Source organism: Ruegeria sp. AD91A (assembly GCF_003443535.1).
Classification (GTDB): domain Bacteria; phylum Pseudomonadota; class Alphaproteobacteria; order Rhodobacterales; family Rhodobacteraceae; genus Ruegeria.
In genome coordinates, this window is sequence record NZ_CP031947.1 from 105,511 (window position 1) to 126,514 (window position 21,004).

The following is a 21,004-nucleotide window of genomic DNA, read 5'->3' on the forward strand; positions in this document are numbered from 1 at the left end:
GGCCCCTAGTGTGAGGCATGGAATATCCGGCCCAGTGAAGCAGGTGCGCTGCTCTTGTCAGCCGAAAGGATCACAAGCACAAGGATCGTGATGATATAGGGCGACATTGCCAGATACTCGACGGGAATGGCAACGCCTGCAGCCTGCAAATTAAGCTGCAATACCGTAATGCCGCCGAACAAATAGGCACCCAGCAGTACCCGCCACGGCTTCCAGCTGGCAAAGACAACAAGAGCCAATGCAATCCAGCCGACTCCGGCGGTCATGCCCTCGGTCCACTGCGGCACTCGGATCAGGCTGATGTAGGCGCCGCCAAGACCGGCGCAGGCACCGCCGAACATGATGGCCAGAATGCGGATCTTGATCACCTTGTAGCCAAGCGCATGCGCGGCATCGTGGTTTTCACCGACCGCCCGCAGGATCAGGCCAACACGAGTAAATTTCAGCACCGCCCAGACGGCTGCCGTTATCGCGATGCCCAGGTACAGGACCGGGTCATGTTGGAACAAGATCGGGCCGACAACCGGGATATCGCTGATCAGCGGAATATGGATGTCGCCCATACTGGGGGGTTTGATCCCAACATAGCTCTGCCCGATCAGTGCACTGAACCCAAGGCCGAACAGCGTCAGAGCCAAACCGCTGGCTACCTGGTTGGCCAATGCAAACTGCGTCAGCAAGACAAACAGAAGCGAAAGAACAGCGCCGCCGATGGCAGCAGCGACAAAGCCCAGCCAGGGCGAGCCCGTCTCGACCGAGATGGCAAAGCCGCTGATTGCGCCCACGATCATCATGCCTTCTACGCCGAGGTTCAGAACACCTGCCTTTTCGACGACCAGTTCTCCGATTGCGGCAAGCAGCAGAGGCGTTGCGGCCACCATCAGTGAGGCGACCAGAAGTACGGGGTTGATTTGGCCAAGATCCATGAGTCACGCCACCTCTTTTCGGGCCGCACGGATGCGGAAATTTGTCAGAAGATCCAAGGCCAGCAGGAAAAACAGCAGCATGCCCTGAAACACCTGAATGGCCGCAGCAGGAAGGCCCAGTTTGGACTGCGCGATTTCACCGCCGATATAGGTGAGCGCCATCAGAAACCCGGCAAGAAGTATGCCCACCGGGTGCAGGCGGCCCAGAAAGGCCACGATGATTGCTGTGAAACCATAGCCAACGTTGAAATCAATGCTGACCTGACCCGATGGCCCGGATACTTCGAACATCCCGGCCAGACCGGCCAGAGCGCCGGACATCCCAAGACAGAACAGGATCAGGCGGGCGGGGTTTACACCCGCAAACTTGGCCGCACGGGGTGCTTCACCCGTCAAACGAATATGGAAGCCCAGCATGTGACGGTTAAGCAGCACATAGGCAAAAATCACCGCGATGAAAGCCGCGACCACACCCCAGTGCATCCCGGAACCTGTGATCAATTCAGCATTGTGAGCACTTTCATAAGATTGCAGGTTGCGTGATCCCGGAAAGCCGAACCCTTCGGGGTTCTTCAGCAGCCCCAGCGAAACCGAGGCCAGCATCTGCTCGGCCACGTAAACCAGCATCAGCGACACGAGGATTTCGTTGGTGCCGAAGCGTACTTTCAGAACAGCCGGGATCATTGCCCACAACCAGCCACCGAAGGCACCGGCGATGACCATGATCGGGAATATGTACCATGCCTCAAGCGGGTAGAATGCCAGACCGGCGCCTGCGCCGAAAATGGCGCCCATGATGTACTGGCCTTCAGCCCCGATATTCCAGATGCCTGCCCGAAATCCCAACGAAAGGCCGATGGCGATCAGCACCAGCGGCGCGCCTTTCACCAATAGCTGTGGGCGATAGTAAAACGAGAACTCGCCGAACAAGGGTTCCCAGAAGATAGTGCCGATGGCCTCAACCGGGTTCTTGCCCAGTATGGCAAACAACAAACCGCCGAAAAACATCGTCGCCAAAACCGCGACCAACGGGGTTGCATAGGACCAGACCTTGGAAGGCTGAGGACGTTTTTCCAACACAATCATCAGCTCATTCCCCTGATTTCACTGTTCTCTTGCAAAAGCTCTCGCCGAAGACGGCCCGTCAGATCAGACATGCGCCACCTCCATGCCATGAGCGCCACCCATCATCAGCCCGATCTCGTCTACTGTCAGACCAGTTGTTGGGCGTGGCGCGCTCAGGCGGCCTTCGTTCAGCGCAGCAAAGCTGTCTGATATTTCCATCAGCTCGTCCAGATCCTGAGAGATGCACACTACCGCCGTTCCCTTGGCTGCCAGATCGAGGATTGCCTGCCGGATCGACGCGGCCGCTGCGGCATCCACGCCCCAGGTTGGTTGGTTGACAACCAACACATCCGGGTTCTGCAATACTTCGCGTCCGATCACGAACTTCTGCAAATTTCCTCCGGACAAGGACCGCGCCGCGTTTTCCGGCCCGGGTGTCCGGACGTCAAAAATCTCGATGATCTTCTCCGCAAAGCTCTTGGTTTCAGCCCATTTCAGAAAGCCGTTGCTTTCAAGACCCTCTCGAACCGACCCGGTCAACAGGGCGTTTTCGGTCAAGCTCAAGTTCGGGGCAGCTGCATGGCCCAGCCGTTCTTCGGGCGCGGTCAACACGCCAAGCTTGCGTCGCGCTGTTGGGCCCAGCTTACCAATTGCCTGGCCGTTGAATTTGATCGCATCGGCCGTCGTCAAGAGTTCACCAGATAGAACGCCAAGCAACTCATCCTGCCCGTTACCCGCAACACCACCAATGCCCAGAACCTCGCCCTTGCGGACGGTCAAATGCATGTTGCGCAAGGCAGTTCCAAATTCTGACGGAGAAGGCACAGACAGCCCGCTGACATCCAGCGCCACTTCGCCAAAGTCTCGCCCCGAACGTTCCGGGGTTTGCAGGGTCGCTCCCACCATCAATTCGGCCATGTCGCGGGCCGAGGTTTCAGAGGGGACGCATTCGCCCACATTCTTGCCCAAGCGCAGAATTGTGGCGTGGTCACACAGGGTCCGAATCTCTTCCAGCTTGTGCGAGATATACAGGATCGACGTGCCCTCGGACCGCAATTTGTTCAGCGTCTCGAACAGGATTTCCACCTCCTGCGGGGTTAATACCGAGGTCGGTTCGTCCATGATCAGCAGTTTCGGGTCTTGCAGCAGGCAACGGATAATTTCAACACGCTGGCGTTCCCCGGCGGACAGATCGCCGACAGTGCGGAACGGATCCAGCGGCAGGCCGTAGGTTTCGGACACTTCGCGGATGCGCGAGGCCAGATCACCCATGGCGGGCGGGTGTTCCATCCCCAAGGCGATGTTTTCGGCCACGTTCAGAGCGTCAAACAGCGAAAAATGCTGGAATACCATCGCAATCCCGTCGGCCCGTGCAGCGCGGGGCTCGGGGGGCGCGAAGGTCTGACCCCGCAACAGCATGGTGCCGCTGTCCGGTTTAACCAGGCCATAGATCATCTTGACCAACGTGGATTTCCCGGCGCCGTTTTCACCCAACAAGGCGTGAACTTCGCCCTCACCGATGTCGAAGGACACCTGATCATTTGCCACGACACCGGGATAGGCTTTGGTCAACACTTGCAGGCTCAGCAATGGAGTGGTCACGCGCTCATGTCCTTCTTCAACTCATTCTGCAGGGCCGGGCGCAACAGTTGCGCTGCGACGCCCACGGCGATCATCTGCGGGTGTTTGCCCAGCGACGGGTCACCAATCGGGCAGGTAATCCGGCTTATCCGGTCGGGCGGATGCCCAAGGGCCGCCAGCCGCAATCGGAACCGCGCCCATTTGGTAGCCGAGCCAATCAGTCCCGCAAAGCGGAAATCGTGCAAAAGCAGCCTGTTGCACAGTTCCAGATCCAGATTGTGTGAATAAGTCAGCACAAGGTGCTCGGCATTGGCCGGTGCATGTCGCACAAGGTCGGCCGGTTTCGTCGCTGGCAGATCGGTCACGCCTTGGGGAATCACGTCGGGAAAGCGCTCGCGGCCGGTATCGACCCAAGTGATCGCAAGATCGGGCAGGGGGGACAGAACATCCACCAGCGCCCGTCCGACGTGACCTGCGCCCCAGATCCACAGGTTTCGCGCCGGTCTATGCACCGGTTCGATCATCCAGCCGTCGATCAGGCGCGGTTCGGGTGCAATGCCCTGACTGCGTGCCGCCGCCAGCATTCGCTTGACGGAAAGAGGCATGGCGCCCCCCGAAGCTGATCGTGCAATGATCGTATCATCCAGCGTTTCAACCGTCTTGAGATCATAGACCTCGCTGAACAAAGAGACTGCTCCGCCACAACATTGCCCCATGTCCGGTCCCAGCGTGTGATGCGTCAGCCGCGTGGCCACTTTTTGCGTTCGTGCGGCCTCTGCGGCCTGGTATTCCAGCGTACCACCGCCGACGGTTCCGCTTTGCCCGTCTTTCCAGACCAGCATTGCAGCACCCACCTCGCGCGGGGACGACCCTTTGATCCCGGCGATGACCACCCGAACCACTTTCCCGTGGGTTTTGACCGCCTCCCTCAAAGCCTCAAGGTCAAATCCCATCAGATGCCTCCCTTCATCCTCTGGACCCCGTGCCAAACCTCTTCAGCCGTGGCCGGAGCGTTCAGGGCCGGGTACCTGTCTCCGCAGGCGGCAACTGCGTTCGACAGCGCCAGCCATGCGGAAATACCAAGCATGAAAGGCGGCTCGCCCACAGCTTTCGAGCGATAGATCGTGTCCTCGCGGTTTTCGCCATCCCAAAGCGTGACGTTGAAGATGTCCGGCCGGTCCGAGCAGGCCGGGATCTTGTAGGTCGAGGGCGCGTGCGTGCGCAGGTTTCCTTTGCCGTCCCACACGAGTTCCTCGGTCGTCAGCCACCCCGCGCCCTGCACATAACCGCCTTCGACCTGACCTATGTCCAGCGCCGGGTTAAGCGACGCGCCCGCATCATGCAGGATATCCGTTCGCAGAATGCGGTTCTCACCAGTCAGAGTGTCCACGGCAATTTCCGTAACTGAAGCGCCATAGGCAAAGTAGAAGAATGGGCGGCCACGCCCCGCGATCCTGTCCCATTCGATCTTGGGTGTTTTGTAAAAGCCTGTAGCCGACAGGCTGACGCGCCCTTGATAGGCCAGTGCGGCGGCTTCGGCGAAAGTGTACCGTTCTTCTCCGACGGAGACATGCCCATCCGTGAACGTGACCGTCGATGGATCGGCCTGATGACGCTCTGCAAGATAGACGGCCATCCGATCGCGGATCGTGTCGCAAGCTGCCTTTACAGCCATACCATTCAGGTCACTTCCTGAAGATGCCGCCGTAGCAGACGTGTTCGGTACTTTCGCCGTGTCGGTTGCGGTGATTTTCACCATCGCCAGCGGTATGCCAAAGCGCGACGCGGCGACCTGGGCGACCTTCTGGAACAGGCCCTGACCCATCTCGGTACCACCGTGGTTCAGGTGGACTGATCCGTCCTGATAGACATGCACCAGCGCCCCCGCCTGATTCAGGTGAGTCAGCGTAAAGGAGATACCAAACTTGACCGGGGAAAAGGCGATGCCCTTTTTGATTACACTGTTCTCGGCGTTCCATTTCGCGATAGCCGCCTTGCGCGCGGCATAGTCGCTGGATTTCAGCAACGCTTCGGTCATTCCGTGCAGTTCGAAATCGCTGACCTTCATCCCATAGGGTGTAGTGTTGCCACCGGCGGGCAGGGGGCGCACGGGCGCATCGCCCATCACAACGGCGCCGCGGCTGGTCAGGTCCTCATGCGGATCGGGATGATCCAGTGCTTTTTCTGTCGGTGCGCGTTCGGCCACTGCGTGCGAAGGGGCGTAGTAATTCCGGCGGCGCAGCTCAACGGGATCCAAACCCAGTTCATGCGCGGCATGGTCCATAACACGTTCAATGCCGACCATGCCCTGGGGGCCGCCGAACCCGCGATAGGCTGTGGCAGATTGGGTGTTGGTCTTCAGCCGGTGGCTCTCGATCCGAGCGTTCGGCAAAAGGTAGGCGTTGTCCGAGTGCAGCATCGCGCGGTCGGCCACGGGCAAGGACAGGTCCTGCGCCCAGCCGCATATAGCATAGTGGAGGAATGAGACGCCTTGTATATGTCCATTCTCATCGAAGCCAGCACTGTACGAGATGCGAAAGGCGTGGCGCTTGCCGGTGATGATCATGTCATCATCGCGGTCATAACGCATCTTGCACGCTTTGCCGGTTGCGCGTGCGGCCACGGTGCAGGCCACGGCCAACGCGTTGCCCTGACTTTCCTTGCCGCCAAATCCTCCGCCCATGCGGCGGGTCTCGACCCGGACGGCGTGCATCGGAACGCCCAGAGCGTCGGCCACTTTGTGCTGAATCTCGGTCGGGTGCTGGGTCGAGCTATGCACCAGCATATCCGCACCTTCATTGGGCACGGCCAGTGCGGCCTGACCTTCCAGATAGAAATGCTCCTGCCCGCCCAATTCAAACGAACCTTCGATCACATGCGGTGCATTGGAAATGGCCGCATCCGCATCGCCCTTGGCATAGATGCGTGGACCGTCTTCAAACCGGCTGTCGGCGGTCAGCGCCTCTTCGATCGTCAGGATCGGCACGTCTTCGGCGTAGTCGATCTTGCCCAATCGCGCGGCCTTGCGGGCGGCCAGGTGACTGGTCGCTACGACCAGAAACACGGGCTGACCGATATAGTGCACCGAGCCGTCCGACAGCAGCGTCTCATCGTGGATTGAGGGCGAGACATCGTTGGCAAAAGGTAGATCCCCTGCCGTCATAACCATCACGACACCCTCGGCGCCTTTGACAGCCGACAGATCCATAGCGGTGATCTTGCCCCTGGCAATCGGGCTCAGGCCAAAGGCCAGATGCAGCGTGCCTTTGGGTGTCGGGATGTCATCCACGTACCGCGCCGAACCCGAAACATGCAAAGGGGCGGCGTCGTGGGGCAGGGCTCTGGTCACACTCATGCCGACACCTCCAGCACATTGGTGATCTCACCCTGATCTTCCAGGAAATACCGTTGCAGCATCGCTTTTGCGGTTTCCAGACGATAGGAGGCCGAGGCGCGCATATCCGTGAGTGGCGAAAAGTCGTCGGCAAATGATGGCAGCGCGGCGTCAATGGTCGCGCGATTCCACGGTTTGCCGATCAACGCGGCCTCGACATGGGTTGCCCGTTTCGGAGTACCGGCCATGCCCCCAAACGCGATGCGCGCTTGTGTGACGCTGCCGTCCGAAACGGTTATGTTGAAACACCCGCAAACGGCCGAGATATCCTGATCGAACCGTTTGCTGAGCTTGTAAGCCTTCAGGCGATCTGGTTGGCGGGGGAAGCTGACGGCTTCCACAAACTCGCCCGGAACCCGTTCCTGTTTGCCGTAGTCGATGAAGAACTCTTCCAGTGGGATCGACCGCCGATCGTTGCCCTTGCGCAGGTGCAGTGTCGCGTTCAATGCGATCAGCGCGGGCGGGTTGTCCCCGATGGGCGAGCCGTTGGCGATGTTGCCTCCGACAGTTGCCGCATGGCGGACCTGAACGCTGGCATAGCGTCGGATCATCTCGGCATAGGAGGGATGCACGTCAGCCACCGCTTCTCCCATGCGATTCATGTCGACCATGGCACCAAAGCGGACTTCATCGTCGGTGATCGTGATTTCTTTCAGATCGTCACAACGGTTGAGGAAGATCACCGGGTCCAGTTCGCGCAGTTGCTTTGTGACCCAAAGACCCACATCCGTTGCCCCTGCAACCAGTGTGGCATTCGGGTTTTCGGCATAGACCTTCGCCAATTCATCGGAAGAACCAGGTAGAAACGGAGAAGTGGCAGGTGGCACAACCGGTTTGTCTTTCACCCAAACCGGAACCGGATGTTCCTCTGCAGTTTCGGCTGCACGAATGATCGGCGCATAGCCGGTGCAGCGGCAAAGGTTGCCTGCCAGCTGAGTGTCATGGTCCGTTGCGCCATTCGTGTGCCCGGCCACCATCGACATAACGAATCCGGGTGTGCAGAAGCCGCATTGCGAGCCGTGCAGATCGACCATTGCCTGCTGGACCGGGTGCACTTCGCCATTCGGGCCACTTGCGCCTTCAACTGTTCGGACGGCCTTGCCATGCAATTGCGGCAGAAACAGAATGCACGAGTTCAGAGCCTTGGCGCCCTCTTCATCCGTCACCATCACGGTGCAAGCCCCGCAATCGCCTTCGTTGCAGCCTTCTTTGGTGCCGGTCAGACCGCGATCTTCGCGCAGCCAATCCAGCAGGGTGGTTGTCGGATCAACATCCGCCAGCTCCACTGTCTCTCCGTTCAGAAGAAACGTGATGTTCATTCGAGAAACCCGTCGCCTTACCCCGGTTGCGCCCCTGCGGCCCTCCTTCGATGCGACGTAGAAAGAGTGGCGGGCGAATAGCTTGCCATGAGATGTTAGAAACAGCGCGGCTTGTCTGGCAAGAAAAACCGCCTCTATTATGCACCATTACACGTCCACGGTCTGTTACCGTCTTGTCTGATTAATAGGCAGCCAGTTGTAAATAAAGCGGTTTTTGATTGCGTCGCCCAGTCAATCCCGAAGCACCTTCTGAAAAAGCCGAATAATAAATGGCGATATTTTTGCGGCAAACGTGGCGCGGTTCTGCCTTTTGTCGCGCAGCCGGCTGGAGTAACTTGGGCGTTATGAGCAGTTCTCCACGATTCATTCACCTCCGCGTTCACACTGAATATTCCCTTCTGGAAGGCGCCGTGCGGCTGAAAAAGCTGCCGGGTCTGTGCGAGAAGATGGAGATGCCAGCCGTTGCCGTGACGGATACCAATTCGATGTTTTCGGCGCTGGAATTCGCGGTCACCTCAAGCGGGGCCGGGGTGCAGCCGATCATGGGGTGCCAGGTTGATCTGACCTATGTCAAGGCCCAGCCCGGCGAGAAGCCGAAGACACCCGCGCCTCTGGTGCTGCTGGCGCAGTCCGAGACCGGGTACGAAAACCTGATGAAGCTCAGCACTTGTCTCTACGTGGACAAGGGCGGGCAACTGCCTCAGGTCACTTTGGAAGAATTGGCTGAACGATCTGAAGGATTGATCTGCCTGTCCGGTGGACCCGACGGCCCGGTCGGGATGCTGCTGCAACAGGGCCAGCGTCCTGCGGCCGAAGCATTGGTCGACCGGCTCGCGGCAATGTTCCCTAACCGGTTTTATATCGAACTCCAGCGCCATCCGGGTGAGGATGGCCAGCCCGAGGCAGAGAGACTGACCGAACGTGGCCATATCGAGATGGCGTATGCCAAGAACCTGCCGCTGGTCGCCACGAATGACGTCTATTTCCCGATACCGGACATGTACGAAGCTCACGACGCGCTGATCTGCATATCGGAAGGGGCCTATGTCGACCAGCAGGAAGGCCGCCGCCGCCTGACGGCTCAGCATTACTTCAAGTCACAACAAGAGATGGCGACCCTGTTCGCCGACTTGCCCGAGGCCATCGAAAACACCGTCGAGATCGCCAAACGCTGCGCGTTCATGGCCTATCGACGCGACCCGATCCTGCCGAAATTCGCTGATGATGAGGTTGCCGAACTGCGTCGCATCGCAAATGAGGGCTTGCAGAAACGACTGGCGGTGATCCCGCATGCCGTGACGCCTGAAGAGTATCAGGAACGGCTGGATTTCGAACTGGGCATCATCGAAGGGATGGGTTTCCCTGGTTACTTCCTGATCGTTGCGGACTTTATTCAATGGGCCAAGGATCAGGACATTCCCGTCGGGCCGGGGCGGGGATCGGGTGCGGGATCGCTGGTTGCCTATGCGTTGACGATCACCGACCTTGATCCGCTGCGCTACAGCCTGCTGTTCGAACGCTTCCTGAACCCCGAGCGGGTCTCGATGCCCGACTTCGACATCGACTTCTGCATGGACCGCCGCGAAGAGGTGATCCGCTATGTTCAGCAAAAATACGGGCGCGACAAGGTGGGGCAGATCATCACTTTCGGCGCATTGCTGTCAAAAGCCGCTGTACGCGATATCGGGCGGGTGTTGCAAATGCCGTATGGGCAGGTGGATCGCCTGTCAAAGATGATCCCGGTTGAGGGAGTGAAACCTGTCTCCATCGAAAAGGCGCTGAAAGACGAACCACGCCTGCGCGAGTCCGCGCGCGAGGAAGAGGTGGTCGACCGGTTGCTGACCTACGGCCAGCAGGTCGAGGGACTGTTGCGGAATGCTTCGACCCACGCGGCAGGGGTGGTGATCGGCGACCGGCCTCTGGATGCGCTGGTGCCGATCTATCAGGACCCGCGTTCCGATATGCCCGCGACCCAGTTCAACATGAAATGGGTTGAACAGGCCGGGCTGGTGAAGTTCGACTTTCTGGGCCTGAAGACGCTGACCGTGATCCAGAACGCAATGGACCTGATCTTCAAGTCTGGGCGTCCATTGCACATCGCCGCCGATGGCACCGAGCTTTATGAACCCGCTGAGGGGGCCGAAAACCAGATCAACGCCATACCGCTGGATGATGAGGCGACATATAAGCTTTACTCAGCAGCCAAGACCGTGGCGGTGTTCCAGGTTGAAAGTTCGGGCATGATGGATGCACTCAAGCGCATGAAACCCACCTGCATCGAGGATATTGTGGCTCTTGTGGCGCTGTATCGTCCCGGCCCGATGGAGAATATCCCGACCTATTGCGAGGTCAAGAACGGATTACGCAAGATCGAGTCCGTGCATCCTCTGATCGACTATATCCTTGAGGAAACGCAGGGCATCATCGTCTATCAGGAGCAGGTGATGCAGATCGCGCAGGTCATGGCGGGCTACTCGTTGGGCGGCGCCGACCTGCTGCGCCGCGCGATGGGTAAAAAGATCAAAGAGGCGATGGACGCCGAACGCCCAAAATTCGAAAAGGGCGCAGGTGAGAACGGCGTGGATGCCAAGAAGGCCTCCGAAGTATTCGACCTGCTGGAGAAATTCGCCAACTACGGCTTCAACAAATCCCACGCCGCGGCCTATGCGGTGGTCAGCTATCAGACCGGATGGCTCAAGGCGAACCACCCGGTCGAGTTCATGGCCGGTGTCATGAACTGCGATATCCATCTGACGGACAAGCTGGCGGTGTATTTCGAAGAAGTGCGCAAGGGACTGGAATTGCCCTACGTGCCGCCATGCGTGAATCGCTCACTGTCGACGTTTGACGTTGTGAACGGCAAACTGGTTTACGCGCTGGGCGCTTTGAAAAACGTGGGCGTCGAGGCGATGAATCTTGTGGTTAAAGGGCGCGCCGACAAGCCGTTTGTCAATCTGTTCGACTTTGCCCGCCGAGTGGATCTAAAAAAAGTCGGCAAACGTCCGCTGGAAATGTTGGCGCGTGCCGGGGCCTTTGACGAGCTCGACAAGAACCGTCGCCGCGTGTTCGAAAGCTTTGACCGCCTGGTACAGTATTCGGCGGCCATCCATGAACAGAAAAACTCCAATCAGGTGTCTTTGTTCGGTGAGGCCGGAGACGACCTGCCTGAACCACGCCTGTCGCCGACGCCGGACTGGCTGCCGGCCGAGCGCCTCAGCGAAGAATTCAAGGCCATCGGCTTTTACCTCTCAGGGCACCCGCTGGACGATTACATGCCTGCGCTGAAACGAAAAAAGGTGATGACGCTGGATGAGGTTACGGAAAAGGCCCGGTCTGGTCCGCTGATCGCCAAGATGGCCGGGGTTGTCGCCGGGCGGCAGGAGCGGAAATCGGCCAAGGGCAACCGCTTTGCTTTCGCTCAGCTGTCTGATCCCACCGGCGCATATGAGGTGACGCTGTTTTCGGACACATTGGAAAAGTGCCGCGAGTTTCTGGAAACCGGTGCGCAGGTGGTTCTGACCGCCGAGGCGACGATGGAAGCCGATCAGCTCAAGCTGCTGGGCCGCTCGGTTGGCCCGGCGGATTCCCTTGTGGCCGAGGCCGGGGCAACCGGGCTGCGAATTTACGTTGACGAAGCGCAGGCTGTGCCTTCGGTCGCCAAGGTGCTGGAAGACGCCGCCTCTGCCGCGAAAGGGGCTGCAAGGGGGCCAATCCAGTTCATGTTGCTGGACCCAAGCCTGCCCGGCGATGTCGAAATGGATCTGGGGCGCGAGTTCCCGATCAACCCTCAGATCAAGGGCGCGGTCAAATCGCTGGAGGGCGTGATGACCGTCGAAGAGATCTGATACCGCTTTGTTGCCAGTTGATTAGCGCCTCGCTAGGCTGACCTGACAGAGAGAGATGTCATTAGGTCATGCCACGGGAGGGCGCAGTTATGGCAATAGCGGGTCTCAAGTTCAGAAAGATTGTATTTGTAGCAGCGGCATCGCTGGCTTTGGTTTCGGCTTCAGGTGGGCTGGCGGATGACAAGAAAAAGGAAAATACGATCAAAGGCGCTGTGATCGGCGCAGGTGTCGGTGCCCTGATCGGCGACGGCAAGGGTGCTGCCGCAGGTGCAGTGGCTGGTGCGCTGATCGGCGCAAATTCCAAGTGAGTGGAGGAGAACGAAGATGCGTATGAATTCGCTGAAGCTAGCGGCCTCCGCCTTTCTGATCGCAGCCCCCGGATCGGCCTTTGCTGACGAGGAAGCCGAACAGATGATGCAGAACGCGCTGCCGCTGATGTATCACACCTGCGCTTCTGTTGTCGAAGAGGCTGATGGGAACGAAGAATACATTCTGGACGTAGTTGGGAAGATGACGGCCCTGTCGCTATACAACCGACAGGTCGATATCGAGGCCCACGCGACTTCGGACGAGGAAAAGGCCGCTCTGCGCGAAACCTTTGTGGCCGCTTTGAAAGAGGGCTGTGCCGGGGACGAAAACGCCTTGTTGGGTGGTGTCGTGGACAATGCTGTAAAATCGACACTGGGGCTGTAATGTATCAGTAGTGAGGCGGCCGTTCGTCACCAAGGATTATGCCGCCGGATCCTTCCTGCGCCCGTTCTGCTTCTCGCTGCAACAGCATTTCAACCCGATGGGTCAGCCGGTCGATTTCCGACTGTTGTCTGGTGACGACTGTGTTCAACTCGTCCACGATACGGGTCAGATGGGCGATCTCTTCTTCCAGATGCTGCATAAGTGACTCCTGTCCTGCGCTGGTCATAGCGACACAGTCGGCCCAAGGCCAGAGAAAGCGCGCCTTGCCCCGATGCGGGCCATGGGATAGACCGCGCGCGGAACAAAGACTCTCCCAAGGACGCCCCACATGGCCAAGCCCAAGAAACAGCCCCGCCCCAAGGCCGTCACGCCGAAAGGGTTCCGTGACTATTTCGGCGAGGAAGTCACGCAGCGCACCGAGATGCTGCGGACGATTGCGGGCGTGTATCATCGTTACGGGTTCGACGCGTTGGAAAGCAGTGCGGTCGAAACCGTCGAGGCGCTGGGCAAGTTCCTGCCCGACGTGGATCGCCCGAACGAGGGCGTCTTTGCATGGCAGGAATTCGATGATGGCGGCAATGGCGACTGGATGGCCCTGCGCTATGACCTGACCGCACCTCTGGCCCGCGTTTACGCGCAGCACCGCAACGACCTGCCCACGCCCTATCGCCGCTATGCGATGGGTCCGGTCTGGCGCAACGAAAAGCCGGGACCGGGGCGTTATCGTCAGTTCTATCAATGCGATGCGGACACGGTTGGTACGGCCTCGATGGCGGCGGATGCCGAGATTTGCGCGATGCTGTCGGATACGCTGGAAACCGTGGGAATACCGCGCGGCGATTATCTGGTGCGGGTCAACAACCGCAAGGTTCTGAACGGCGTGCTCGAAGCGATGGGCTTGGGCGAAGACGCCGCCGCCCGAGACAACGTTCTGCGCACCATCGACAAGTTCGACAAGGTGGGTGAGCAGGGTGTGCGCGAGTTGCTGACCAAGGGCCGCCTGGATGCCTCGGGCGCCTTCATTGACGGTGTAGGGCTCAGTAAAGATCAGGCTGAACCGGTGATTGCCTTCCTGACATCTAAGGCTCTGGATACCGCCGGAACGCTGGCCAATCTGCGCGCTGCGGTGGGCGACAGCAAGATCGGTGCGGATGGGATCGCCGAACTGGAACAGATCGGCACTTTGTTGGATGCCGGTGGCTATGGTGCGGACCGGATCGAGATTGATCCTTCCGTCGTCCGGGGGTTGGGTTATTATACCGGTCCGGTCTATGAGGCCGAGCTGACCTTTGAAATCTTCGATGAAAAGGGCCGCAAGCGGCAGTTCGGATCGGTCTCGGGCGGCGGCCGTTACGACGACCTGGTCAAGCGCTTCACCGGCCAGGAAGTGCCGGCGACCGGCATCTCTATCGGTGTCGACCGTCTGCTGGCCGCGCTGCGCGAAAAAGGCAGGATCGCCGCGCAGGCCACGGGTCCTGTAGTCGTGACCGTTATGGATCGCGACCGGATGGCCGACTATCAGGCGATGGTGGCGGAACTGCGCAATGCCGGTATACGGGCCGAGGTCTATCTGGGTAACCCCAAGAACTTCGGCAATCAGCTGAAATATGCGGATAGACGGAACTCTCCGATTGCGGTGATCGAGGGCGGCGATGAAAAAGTCAATGGTATCGTCCAGATCAAGGACCTGATCCTTGGCGCCAAAATTGCCGAAAGCGCAACGCTAGAGGAATGGAAGGAACGCCCCAGCCAGTTCGAAGTGCCGCGCGGTGATCTGGTCTCGAAAGTGCGTGAAATTCTGGACAGTCAGGACTGACACATGCCCAACCGTTCACAGATACAGGCCCGCGCCGCGATGATGCGTGTCCGGTTTGAAGCTGCGGGTGCTCAGGTGGTGGACACGCCCCTGTTGCAACCGGCGGAAACGCTTTTGGATCTTTATGGTGAAGACATCCGGGCCCGCGCCTATGTCACGTCTGATGCGCTGCGCGGTGAACAGATGCTGCGCCCGGATTTCACAATGCCTGTCGTGCAGATGCACATGAGCGAAGGCGCTGAGCCCGCGCGCTATACCTATTCGGGCGAAGTGTTCCGCCGTCAGGAGCATGACCCCGATCGCGCCAACGAATACATTCAGGTGGGCTATGAGGTCTTTGATCGGGAAGACCCCGCCGGGGCGGATGCTGAGGTGTTTTCGCTGATGGCACTGCAGTTGCGTGGGTTGCCTCTGCGGGCGGCGACAGGGGATATCGGTATCCTCACCGCCGCTGTCGAGGGGCTGCGCACGACCGACCGTCGCAAGGCAGCGCTGATGCGACACCTGTGGAGACCGCGCCGATTCCGTATGTTGCTGGATCGGTTTGCAGGTCGCAAGCCGCCTCTGGAAGGGCGCACCGCGCTACTGGACGCAGCCGATCCGATGGCGTTTGATGCCCCTATGATCGGCAAGCGCCGCGCAGCTGAAATCGCAGCGCGGGTCGAGGCGCTGCGCGAAGACCGCGATACCCCGCCGATTTCAGACAATGAACTTGCAGGGCTGGAAACGTTGCTGAACGTGCGCGAGACCATGCCATTCGCGCTGGAACAGCTGCGCGACGTGGCAGTGGACCTGCCGCAGATCACGCCCGCTCTGGACCGGTTGGAGGCGCGCGTGGCTGCGCTGCAGGCGCGTGGCGTCGATGTGGATCGGCTGGATTTCGAGGCCGCCTACGGCCGGACGTCGATGGAGTATTACGACGGGTTCGTATTTGGTTTTTACGCGGAAGGTCGGCCTGACCTGCCTCCGATCGCCACGGGCGGGCGTTATGACGCGCTGACCCGCCAATTGGGCAACGGGGACGAAATCCCGGCAGTTGGTGGTGTGTTGCGCCCCGATTTGATGCTGGAGATCGAGGAAGGTGCAGTATGAGCCTGAAACTGGGTGTGCCCTCAAAGGGCCGGTTGATGGAAAAGACGTTCTCGTGGTTCGAAAAAGGCGGCATCACCTTGTCACGCAGCGGGTCGGATCGGGAATACGCAGGCAAGGTTGAAGGGATCGACGGTGTCTCTCTGATCCTGCTGTCGGCGGGGGAGATCCCGCGTGAACTGGCGGCGGGGCGGATTCATCTGGGTGTTACCGGGATCGATCTGGTGCACGAGAAACTGCCGCGCTGGGAACAGCAGGTTGAAGAGGTTTCGCGGCTTGGCTTCGGCAAAGCTGATCTGATCATCGCGACCCCGGCGTGTTGGGTCGATGTCGATACGCTTGATGACCTGGACGCGGCAGCTGCTGCGTTTCGCAAGACCCACGGCCACCGGCTGCGGATTGCCACCAAATACCACCGTCTGGTTCGGGAATTCCTGACAGAAGCGGGCGTGGCCGATTACACGCTGGTCGACAGCCAAGGTGCGACTGAAGGCACGGTGATGAATGAAACCGCCGAAGCAATTGCCGATATCACCTCGACCGGAGAGACCCTGCGGGCCAACCATTTGAAGATCCTCTCGGACGGTCTGATACTGCAATCGCAGGCCACGTTGTGGCGCAGTCGGGTTGCAAAATATGACGCGGCAGAAAAAGCAGCCCTGTCCGAATTGCTGGGTCGGCTGCGGTAATTACAGCACGCCTATTTCTGCCAGGGCGCGGTTCAGATCGTCGGGCAGGGCGTCGTCCTGCTCGCGGTTTTTGGGCAAATCGGCTGGTGTATCTTCTGGCTTGAGATAACGCCACCCCTGGAACGGGCGTTTCAGGGCGTTCTGGGTGCGGTATAGCTTGGGGTCCAGTACAATGGCACAGCGACGGATGCCTTCCTCTCCGATCACTTCATCCAGACGCAGGATTCGCTGCCGACACTGGATTACACCTTTGATGACCCAGTAGATTGATCCGCCGTTGAGTATTTCGGCTTCGCGCTTGGGCCACATACGTGTGACGTGGCGTGGTAAGCCGTCCTCGTAAAGCGACATGCGGCTGTCCTGCCAGCCCATCAACGTATCGACACTTTCCGAACCAACGGACAGTTTTATGAGGTTTACGTAATTATCCACAGCTTTCCCACAGAGTCGTCCCGACGTTGATCTTTATATTGTAGCTTGGTTCCCGGTGTCATCAAGGTGTTGTGGTGAGCATGTGATTTGGGGTAGTCTGGATACCTCTTTCAGCACAGGGAATCACCAATGAGTCGCTTTGCCGCCCCCATCGCCGAGCAGATCTGGGATATGAAGTACCGCTTTAAGCAGGCGGATGGCACCCCCATCGATCAGACGGTCGAAGACAGTTGGCGGCGCATTGCCCGCGATCTGGCGCGCGTGGAAAAAGACCCGAAGCATTGGGAAGAGAAATTCTATGAGGCGCTGGAGGATTTCCAGTACCTGCCCGCCGGGCGCATCACTGCGGGTGCGGGCACCGCGCGGCAGGTGACACTGTTCAACTGTTTCGTGATGGGCACGATCCCCGACAGCATGGGCGGCATTTTCGACATGCTGAAAGAGGCCGCGCTGACCATGCAGCAGGGTGGGGGGATCGGCTATGATTTCTCGACCATCAGGCCTCGTGGCGCTGACGTGAAAGGCGTCGCGGCGGATGCCTCGGGGCCGCTGAGCTTCATGGATGTCTGGGATGCCATGTGCCGCACGATCATGTCGGCAGGCTCGCGCCGGGGCGCCATGATGGCGACCATGCGGTGCGACCACCCGGATATCGAACAGTTCATCACTGCCAAGTCTGACCCCGCCCGCCTGCGCATGTTCAACATGTCTGTGCTGGTGACCGATCCGTTCATGGAGGCGGTCAAGGCTGATGGACCGTGGGAACTGGTGTTTGGTGACAAAGTCTATCACACCGTTCAGGCGCGTGATCTGTGGAACAAGATCATGCAGGCGACATATGATTTTGCCGAGCCGGGCGTGATCTTCATCGACCGGATCAATCAAGCCAACAACCTCAGCTACGTTGAAACCATCGCGGCCACGAACCCGTGTGGCGAGCAGCCGTTGCCGCCTTACGGGGCCTGCCTTTTGGGTTCGATCAATCTGGCGCGCCTGGTGTCTGAACCGTTTGAAGCAACCGCCCGTTTGAATGAAGAAGCCCTGCAAGAACTTGTCGCCACGGCTGTTCGGATGATGGACAATGTCGTTGATGCGTCAAAATTTCCGCTGGCCGAGCAAGAGGCTGAGGCGCAAGATAAACGCCGTATAGGATTGGGCGTGACTGGATTGGCGGATGCGCTGCTGATGCTGGGCCTGCGCTATGGCTCCGACGAGGCGGCGCGTCAGACCGAGCGCTGGTTGCACGCGATCGCGCGCGCCGCTTATCTGGCGTCGGTGGACTTGGCAAAGGAAAAAGGGGCGTTTCCCCTGTTCGACGCCGAGAAATACTTGGCCAGCGGCACCATGCAGCAGATGGATGACGATGTCCGGGATGCCATTCGCGAGCACGGTATCCGCAACGCTCTGCTGACGTCGATCGCGCCCACAGGAACGATTTCCCTTTATGCGGGCAACGTGTCGTCAGGGATCGAGCCGGTCTTTGCCTATGCGTATACCCGTAAAGTTCTGCAAAAGGACGGATCGCGCACCGAAGAAGAGGTGGTAGATTACGCCGTGCAGATGTGGCGCGACAAGTTTGGCGATAAGGATTTGCCCGACTATTTCGTGAACGCCCAGACCTTGACGCCGGCCGAGCATGTCAAGATGCAGGCGGCAGCGCAGAAATGGATCGACAGTTCGATCTCGAAGACGATCAACTGCCCAGAGGACATCTCTTTCGACGCCTTCAAGGACGTGTACATGCAAGCCTGGGATCAGGGCTGCAAGGGCTGCACCACCTATCGCCCGAATGATGTGACCGGTTCGGTTCTGACCGTTTCGGAAAGCGATGACAAGGTGCCGGGCGAAAGCGCGGATGCTCCGCACGAGGTGGATGGCGGAGACGTCATCTATATGTCCGAGCCACTTGACCGGCCGCAGTCGCTGGAAGGGTCGACCTACAAGCTGAAATGGCCCGACAGCGAGCACGCGATATATCTGACCATCAACGACATCGTCATCGGCGGCAGGCGGCGTCCGTTCGAGGTGTTCATAAACTCGAAGAACATGGAGCATTACGCCTGGACTTTGGCGCTGACCCGGATGATTTCGGCCGTATTCCGGCGGGGCGGGGACGTGTCCTTTGTGGTAGAAGAGCTGAAAGCCGTGTTCGACCCGCGTGGTGGTGCGTGGGTGAAGGGCAAATACATCCCGTCGATCCTGGCGGCGATCGGTGGCGTGATCGAGCAGCACCTGATCGCGATTGGGTTCCTCGAGGGTGAGGGCATGGGCTTGAAGTCCGACCCGCAGGCGCAGGTGGTCAACATGGACGCGCCGCGCGGCAAGGCCTGCCCGTCCTGCGGCCAGTACGACATGGTGATGATCGAGGGCTGCATGACCTGCCGCAGTTGTGGGCATTCGAAGTGTTCAGGTTAGTTTTCTTAGTCCAGTTAAGAAAGGACGGGCAATTCAGAGCCGCTTTGGCTGAATTGTCTGCCACTTTTCAGGTCCGTTTCTTCCACTGCGACTTAAGTCATTGAAATCATTAAAAGTGAAATGCGCCGATCTGCGAGGGTCGGCGCATTCGTTTGGGGTCGTACAATTCCCGGCCTCCACTTGAAGCCACCGAGAAAAACGATGTTTGTCTTTGGTATAATAGCGCATCGCCATATCCGCCGCAGCTGCGTTACGCGAAGCAAAAACCTTGATCGAACAACGGAGGAGACACTGTAAAATAAAACGCCCCCTTAGTGTTCTGGGCTATCGCCCGCCAGCGCCCGAAACCATCATCCCGGTGGATTACAGGCCGATGATACACTTACAATCAAACTGGACCAGTCAGATGAGGCCGCACAGGGCCGCTGCTGCCAGAATTGCACCCAAAATATTGCACTCAGTTCGGACCAGTTTCTGGGGTCAAGACCAAAGTCTGGCCTTGCCGCCCTATACTGCAACGAGCCGGAGTCGCTCACTAAACCAATCAAACGCTCGTGTTCCAAATCGTTCGATGACAGACACTGCCTGCAACAATGGGGCTTTTTAGCGGTTGAAACCCGCACCCGTGACTCCGGCCCCAATCAATCGATCAAGTAAACCGTTTCACCAGTTTCTATTGCTTGTTGTGCCGCTTGCCCCATCCTAACGGCCGAGAGGCCGTCCTTCAAACTCACATCCGGTTTTGCCTTTTCGCCACGAAGCACGGCCAGGAACCCTTTATGCTGATAGTAGGTCGACCCATTGTGATCCCCGGCCGCCAAAAGGTTGGGGTTCACCGGAACGTCCATTGATACCGGACCTTTGGGATTGCGCGGGCTCAGGATCAACTGCGGCAGTGGCGGGGTTCCCAAATGATCGGGCCAGAATCGTCCGGGTCCGGGCACCAACGCCTCGATCTTGGCGTCCGGTCCGACGGCCGATATTTCTTCTTGATAGCGTGAGCCTTCGGCAAACATGCAAAGTTCCAACATCGCGCGCGCACCCGAAGCAAAGTCGACCAGAACATAGCCGTGATCCAGAATATCTGGGGTTTGACCGTCGTAACTCTCGTTCAAATGGTTCACCGCCTGCCCACCACTTGCCGTTATACGCACCGGATCGGATTTCAATATCAGACGCATCAGGTCGAAGAAGTGGCAGCATTTCTCGACAAAAGTACCACCAGTATTTCGGTTGAACCGGTTCCAGTTGCCGACCTTGTCCAAGAATGGAAAACGATGCTCGCGGATCGATAGCATTTTTACCCCACCTGTCGCCTCAGCCTTCTCGATCAGAGCAGCAATGGGGGGCATGTACCGGTATTCCATCGCAACCCAAATCGGGCAAGTGTAGTCGCGCTGCAACTGCTCGAGTCGCGGCATGTCTTGCGGGTCGGTGAACAATGGCTTTTCTACCAAAAGCGGTAGTGGACGTGTTTCAGCGATTTCGCAGATCTGGTCCACATGAAGATGGTTCGGGCTGACAATGACGACGCAGTCCAGCTCCTCTACCGCCAGAAGCTCTTGCACGGAACCTACCACGGTTGCAGTTGGCGCAATTGCCTTAGCGGCTTTTGCCATCTCCTGATCTGGTTCAAAGATCGCAGCCACACTGGTGCCTTCCAGCAATCCGATATTGTGCAGGTGCTCTTGCCCCATCATTCCGCATCCAATCAGCCCGTAATTGATGGTCCGGGTCATG

At 58.8% G+C, this 21,004-nt stretch carries 16 protein-coding genes; 7 read left to right on the forward strand and 9 right to left on the reverse strand.

Annotated features, from left to right (window positions below; all coding sequences use genetic code 11):
- Positions 1–5 precede the first annotated feature (5 nt).
- The 6 genes from D1823_RS18990 to xdhA form a co-directional block, all read right to left on the reverse strand.
- Positions 6–926: an ABC transporter permease gene (locus tag D1823_RS18990; protein ID WP_117873079.1), complete on the reverse strand. Its 921-nt coding sequence runs from the start codon at positions 924–926 to the stop codon at positions 6–8.
- A 3-nt stretch (positions 927–929) separates the two neighbouring features.
- The gene (locus D1823_RS18995) at positions 930–2,012 is read right to left on the reverse strand and encodes an ABC transporter permease (RefSeq protein ID WP_117873080.1); all 1,083 of its coding nucleotides are present in this window, start codon (positions 2,010–2,012) and stop codon (positions 930–932) included.
- Positions 2,013–2,075: 63 nt separating this feature from the next.
- A complete protein-coding gene (locus D1823_RS19000) occupies positions 2,076–3,593 on the reverse strand; it encodes an ABC transporter ATP-binding protein (RefSeq protein WP_117873081.1) in 1,518 nt (505 codons plus the stop codon).
- Positions 3,590–4,525 (reverse strand): xanthine dehydrogenase accessory protein XdhC, encoded by a 936-nt coding sequence (gene xdhC, locus D1823_RS19005; protein ID WP_117873082.1) that lies wholly within the window; start codon positions 4,523–4,525, stop codon positions 3,590–3,592. The genes D1823_RS19000 and xdhC overlap by 4 nt, the downstream gene beginning before the upstream one ends.
- Complete coding sequence (xdhB, locus tag D1823_RS19010) at positions 4,525–6,927, reverse strand: xanthine dehydrogenase molybdopterin binding subunit (RefSeq protein ID WP_117873083.1); 2,403 nt, start codon at positions 6,925–6,927, stop codon at positions 4,525–4,527. Before xdhB ends, xdhC begins: the two co-directional genes overlap by 1 nt.
- Positions 6,924–8,285: a xanthine dehydrogenase small subunit gene (gene xdhA, locus D1823_RS19015; RefSeq protein WP_117873084.1), complete on the reverse strand. Its 1,362-nt coding sequence runs from the start codon at positions 8,283–8,285 to the stop codon at positions 6,924–6,926. The genes xdhB and xdhA overlap by 4 nt, the downstream gene beginning before the upstream one ends.
- Before the next feature lie 344 nt (positions 8,286–8,629).
- Between xdhA and dnaE the strand changes: the two genes are divergently transcribed.
- From dnaE to D1823_RS19030, 3 genes are all read left to right on the forward strand, one after another.
- Positions 8,630–12,130 (forward strand): DNA polymerase III subunit alpha, encoded by a 3,501-nt coding sequence (dnaE, locus tag D1823_RS19020; RefSeq protein WP_117874021.1) that lies wholly within the window; start codon positions 8,630–8,632, stop codon positions 12,128–12,130.
- A gap of 89 nt (positions 12,131–12,219) precedes the next feature.
- A complete protein-coding gene (locus D1823_RS19025) occupies positions 12,220–12,438 on the forward strand; it encodes a hypothetical protein (protein ID WP_117873085.1) in 219 nt (72 codons plus the stop codon).
- Positions 12,439–12,454: 16 nt separating this feature from the next.
- Entirely contained in the window at positions 12,455–12,823 is a 369-nt protein-coding gene (locus D1823_RS19030; protein ID WP_254683870.1) for a hypothetical protein, read from the forward strand.
- A 4-nt stretch (positions 12,824–12,827) separates the two neighbouring features.
- Here D1823_RS19030 and D1823_RS19035 read toward each other — a convergent pair whose 3' ends face one another.
- Complete coding sequence (locus tag D1823_RS19035) at positions 12,828–13,022, reverse strand: SlyX family protein (protein ID WP_117873086.1); 195 nt, start codon at positions 13,020–13,022, stop codon at positions 12,828–12,830.
- A 129-nt stretch (positions 13,023–13,151) separates the two neighbouring features.
- On the opposite strand from D1823_RS19035, the gene hisS reads away from it, so the two are divergent.
- The 3 genes from hisS to hisG are packed head-to-tail and all read left to right on the forward strand — an operon-like array spanning position 13,152 to position 16,417.
- Positions 13,152–14,639, forward strand: a complete 1,488-nt coding sequence (gene hisS, locus D1823_RS19040) for a histidine--tRNA ligase (protein WP_117873087.1) — start codon at positions 13,152–13,154, stop codon at positions 14,637–14,639.
- Between the two features lie 3 nt (positions 14,640–14,642).
- Positions 14,643–15,731: an ATP phosphoribosyltransferase regulatory subunit gene (locus D1823_RS19045; protein WP_117873088.1), complete on the forward strand. Its 1,089-nt coding sequence runs from the start codon at positions 14,643–14,645 to the stop codon at positions 15,729–15,731.
- On the forward strand, positions 15,728–16,417 hold the full coding sequence (gene hisG, locus D1823_RS19050) for an ATP phosphoribosyltransferase (RefSeq protein WP_117873089.1): 690 nt from the start codon (positions 15,728–15,730) through the stop codon (positions 16,415–16,417). Before D1823_RS19045 ends, hisG begins: the two co-directional genes overlap by 4 nt.
- Here hisG and D1823_RS19055 read toward each other — a convergent pair whose 3' ends face one another.
- Entirely contained in the window at positions 16,418–16,849 is a 432-nt protein-coding gene (locus D1823_RS19055) for a DUF1489 family protein (RefSeq protein WP_117873090.1), read from the reverse strand.
- A gap of 129 nt (positions 16,850–16,978) precedes the next feature.
- On the opposite strand from D1823_RS19055, the gene D1823_RS19060 reads away from it, so the two are divergent.
- Positions 16,979–19,264, forward strand: a complete 2,286-nt coding sequence (locus D1823_RS19060; RefSeq protein ID WP_117873091.1) for an adenosylcobalamin-dependent ribonucleoside-diphosphate reductase — start codon at positions 16,979–16,981, stop codon at positions 19,262–19,264.
- A 641-nt stretch (positions 19,265–19,905) separates the two neighbouring features.
- Here D1823_RS19060 and D1823_RS19065 read toward each other — a convergent pair.
- Complete coding sequence (locus tag D1823_RS19065) at positions 19,906–21,003, reverse strand: Gfo/Idh/MocA family protein (RefSeq protein WP_117873092.1); 1,098 nt, start codon at positions 21,001–21,003, stop codon at positions 19,906–19,908.
- Position 21,004 lies beyond the last annotated feature (1 nt).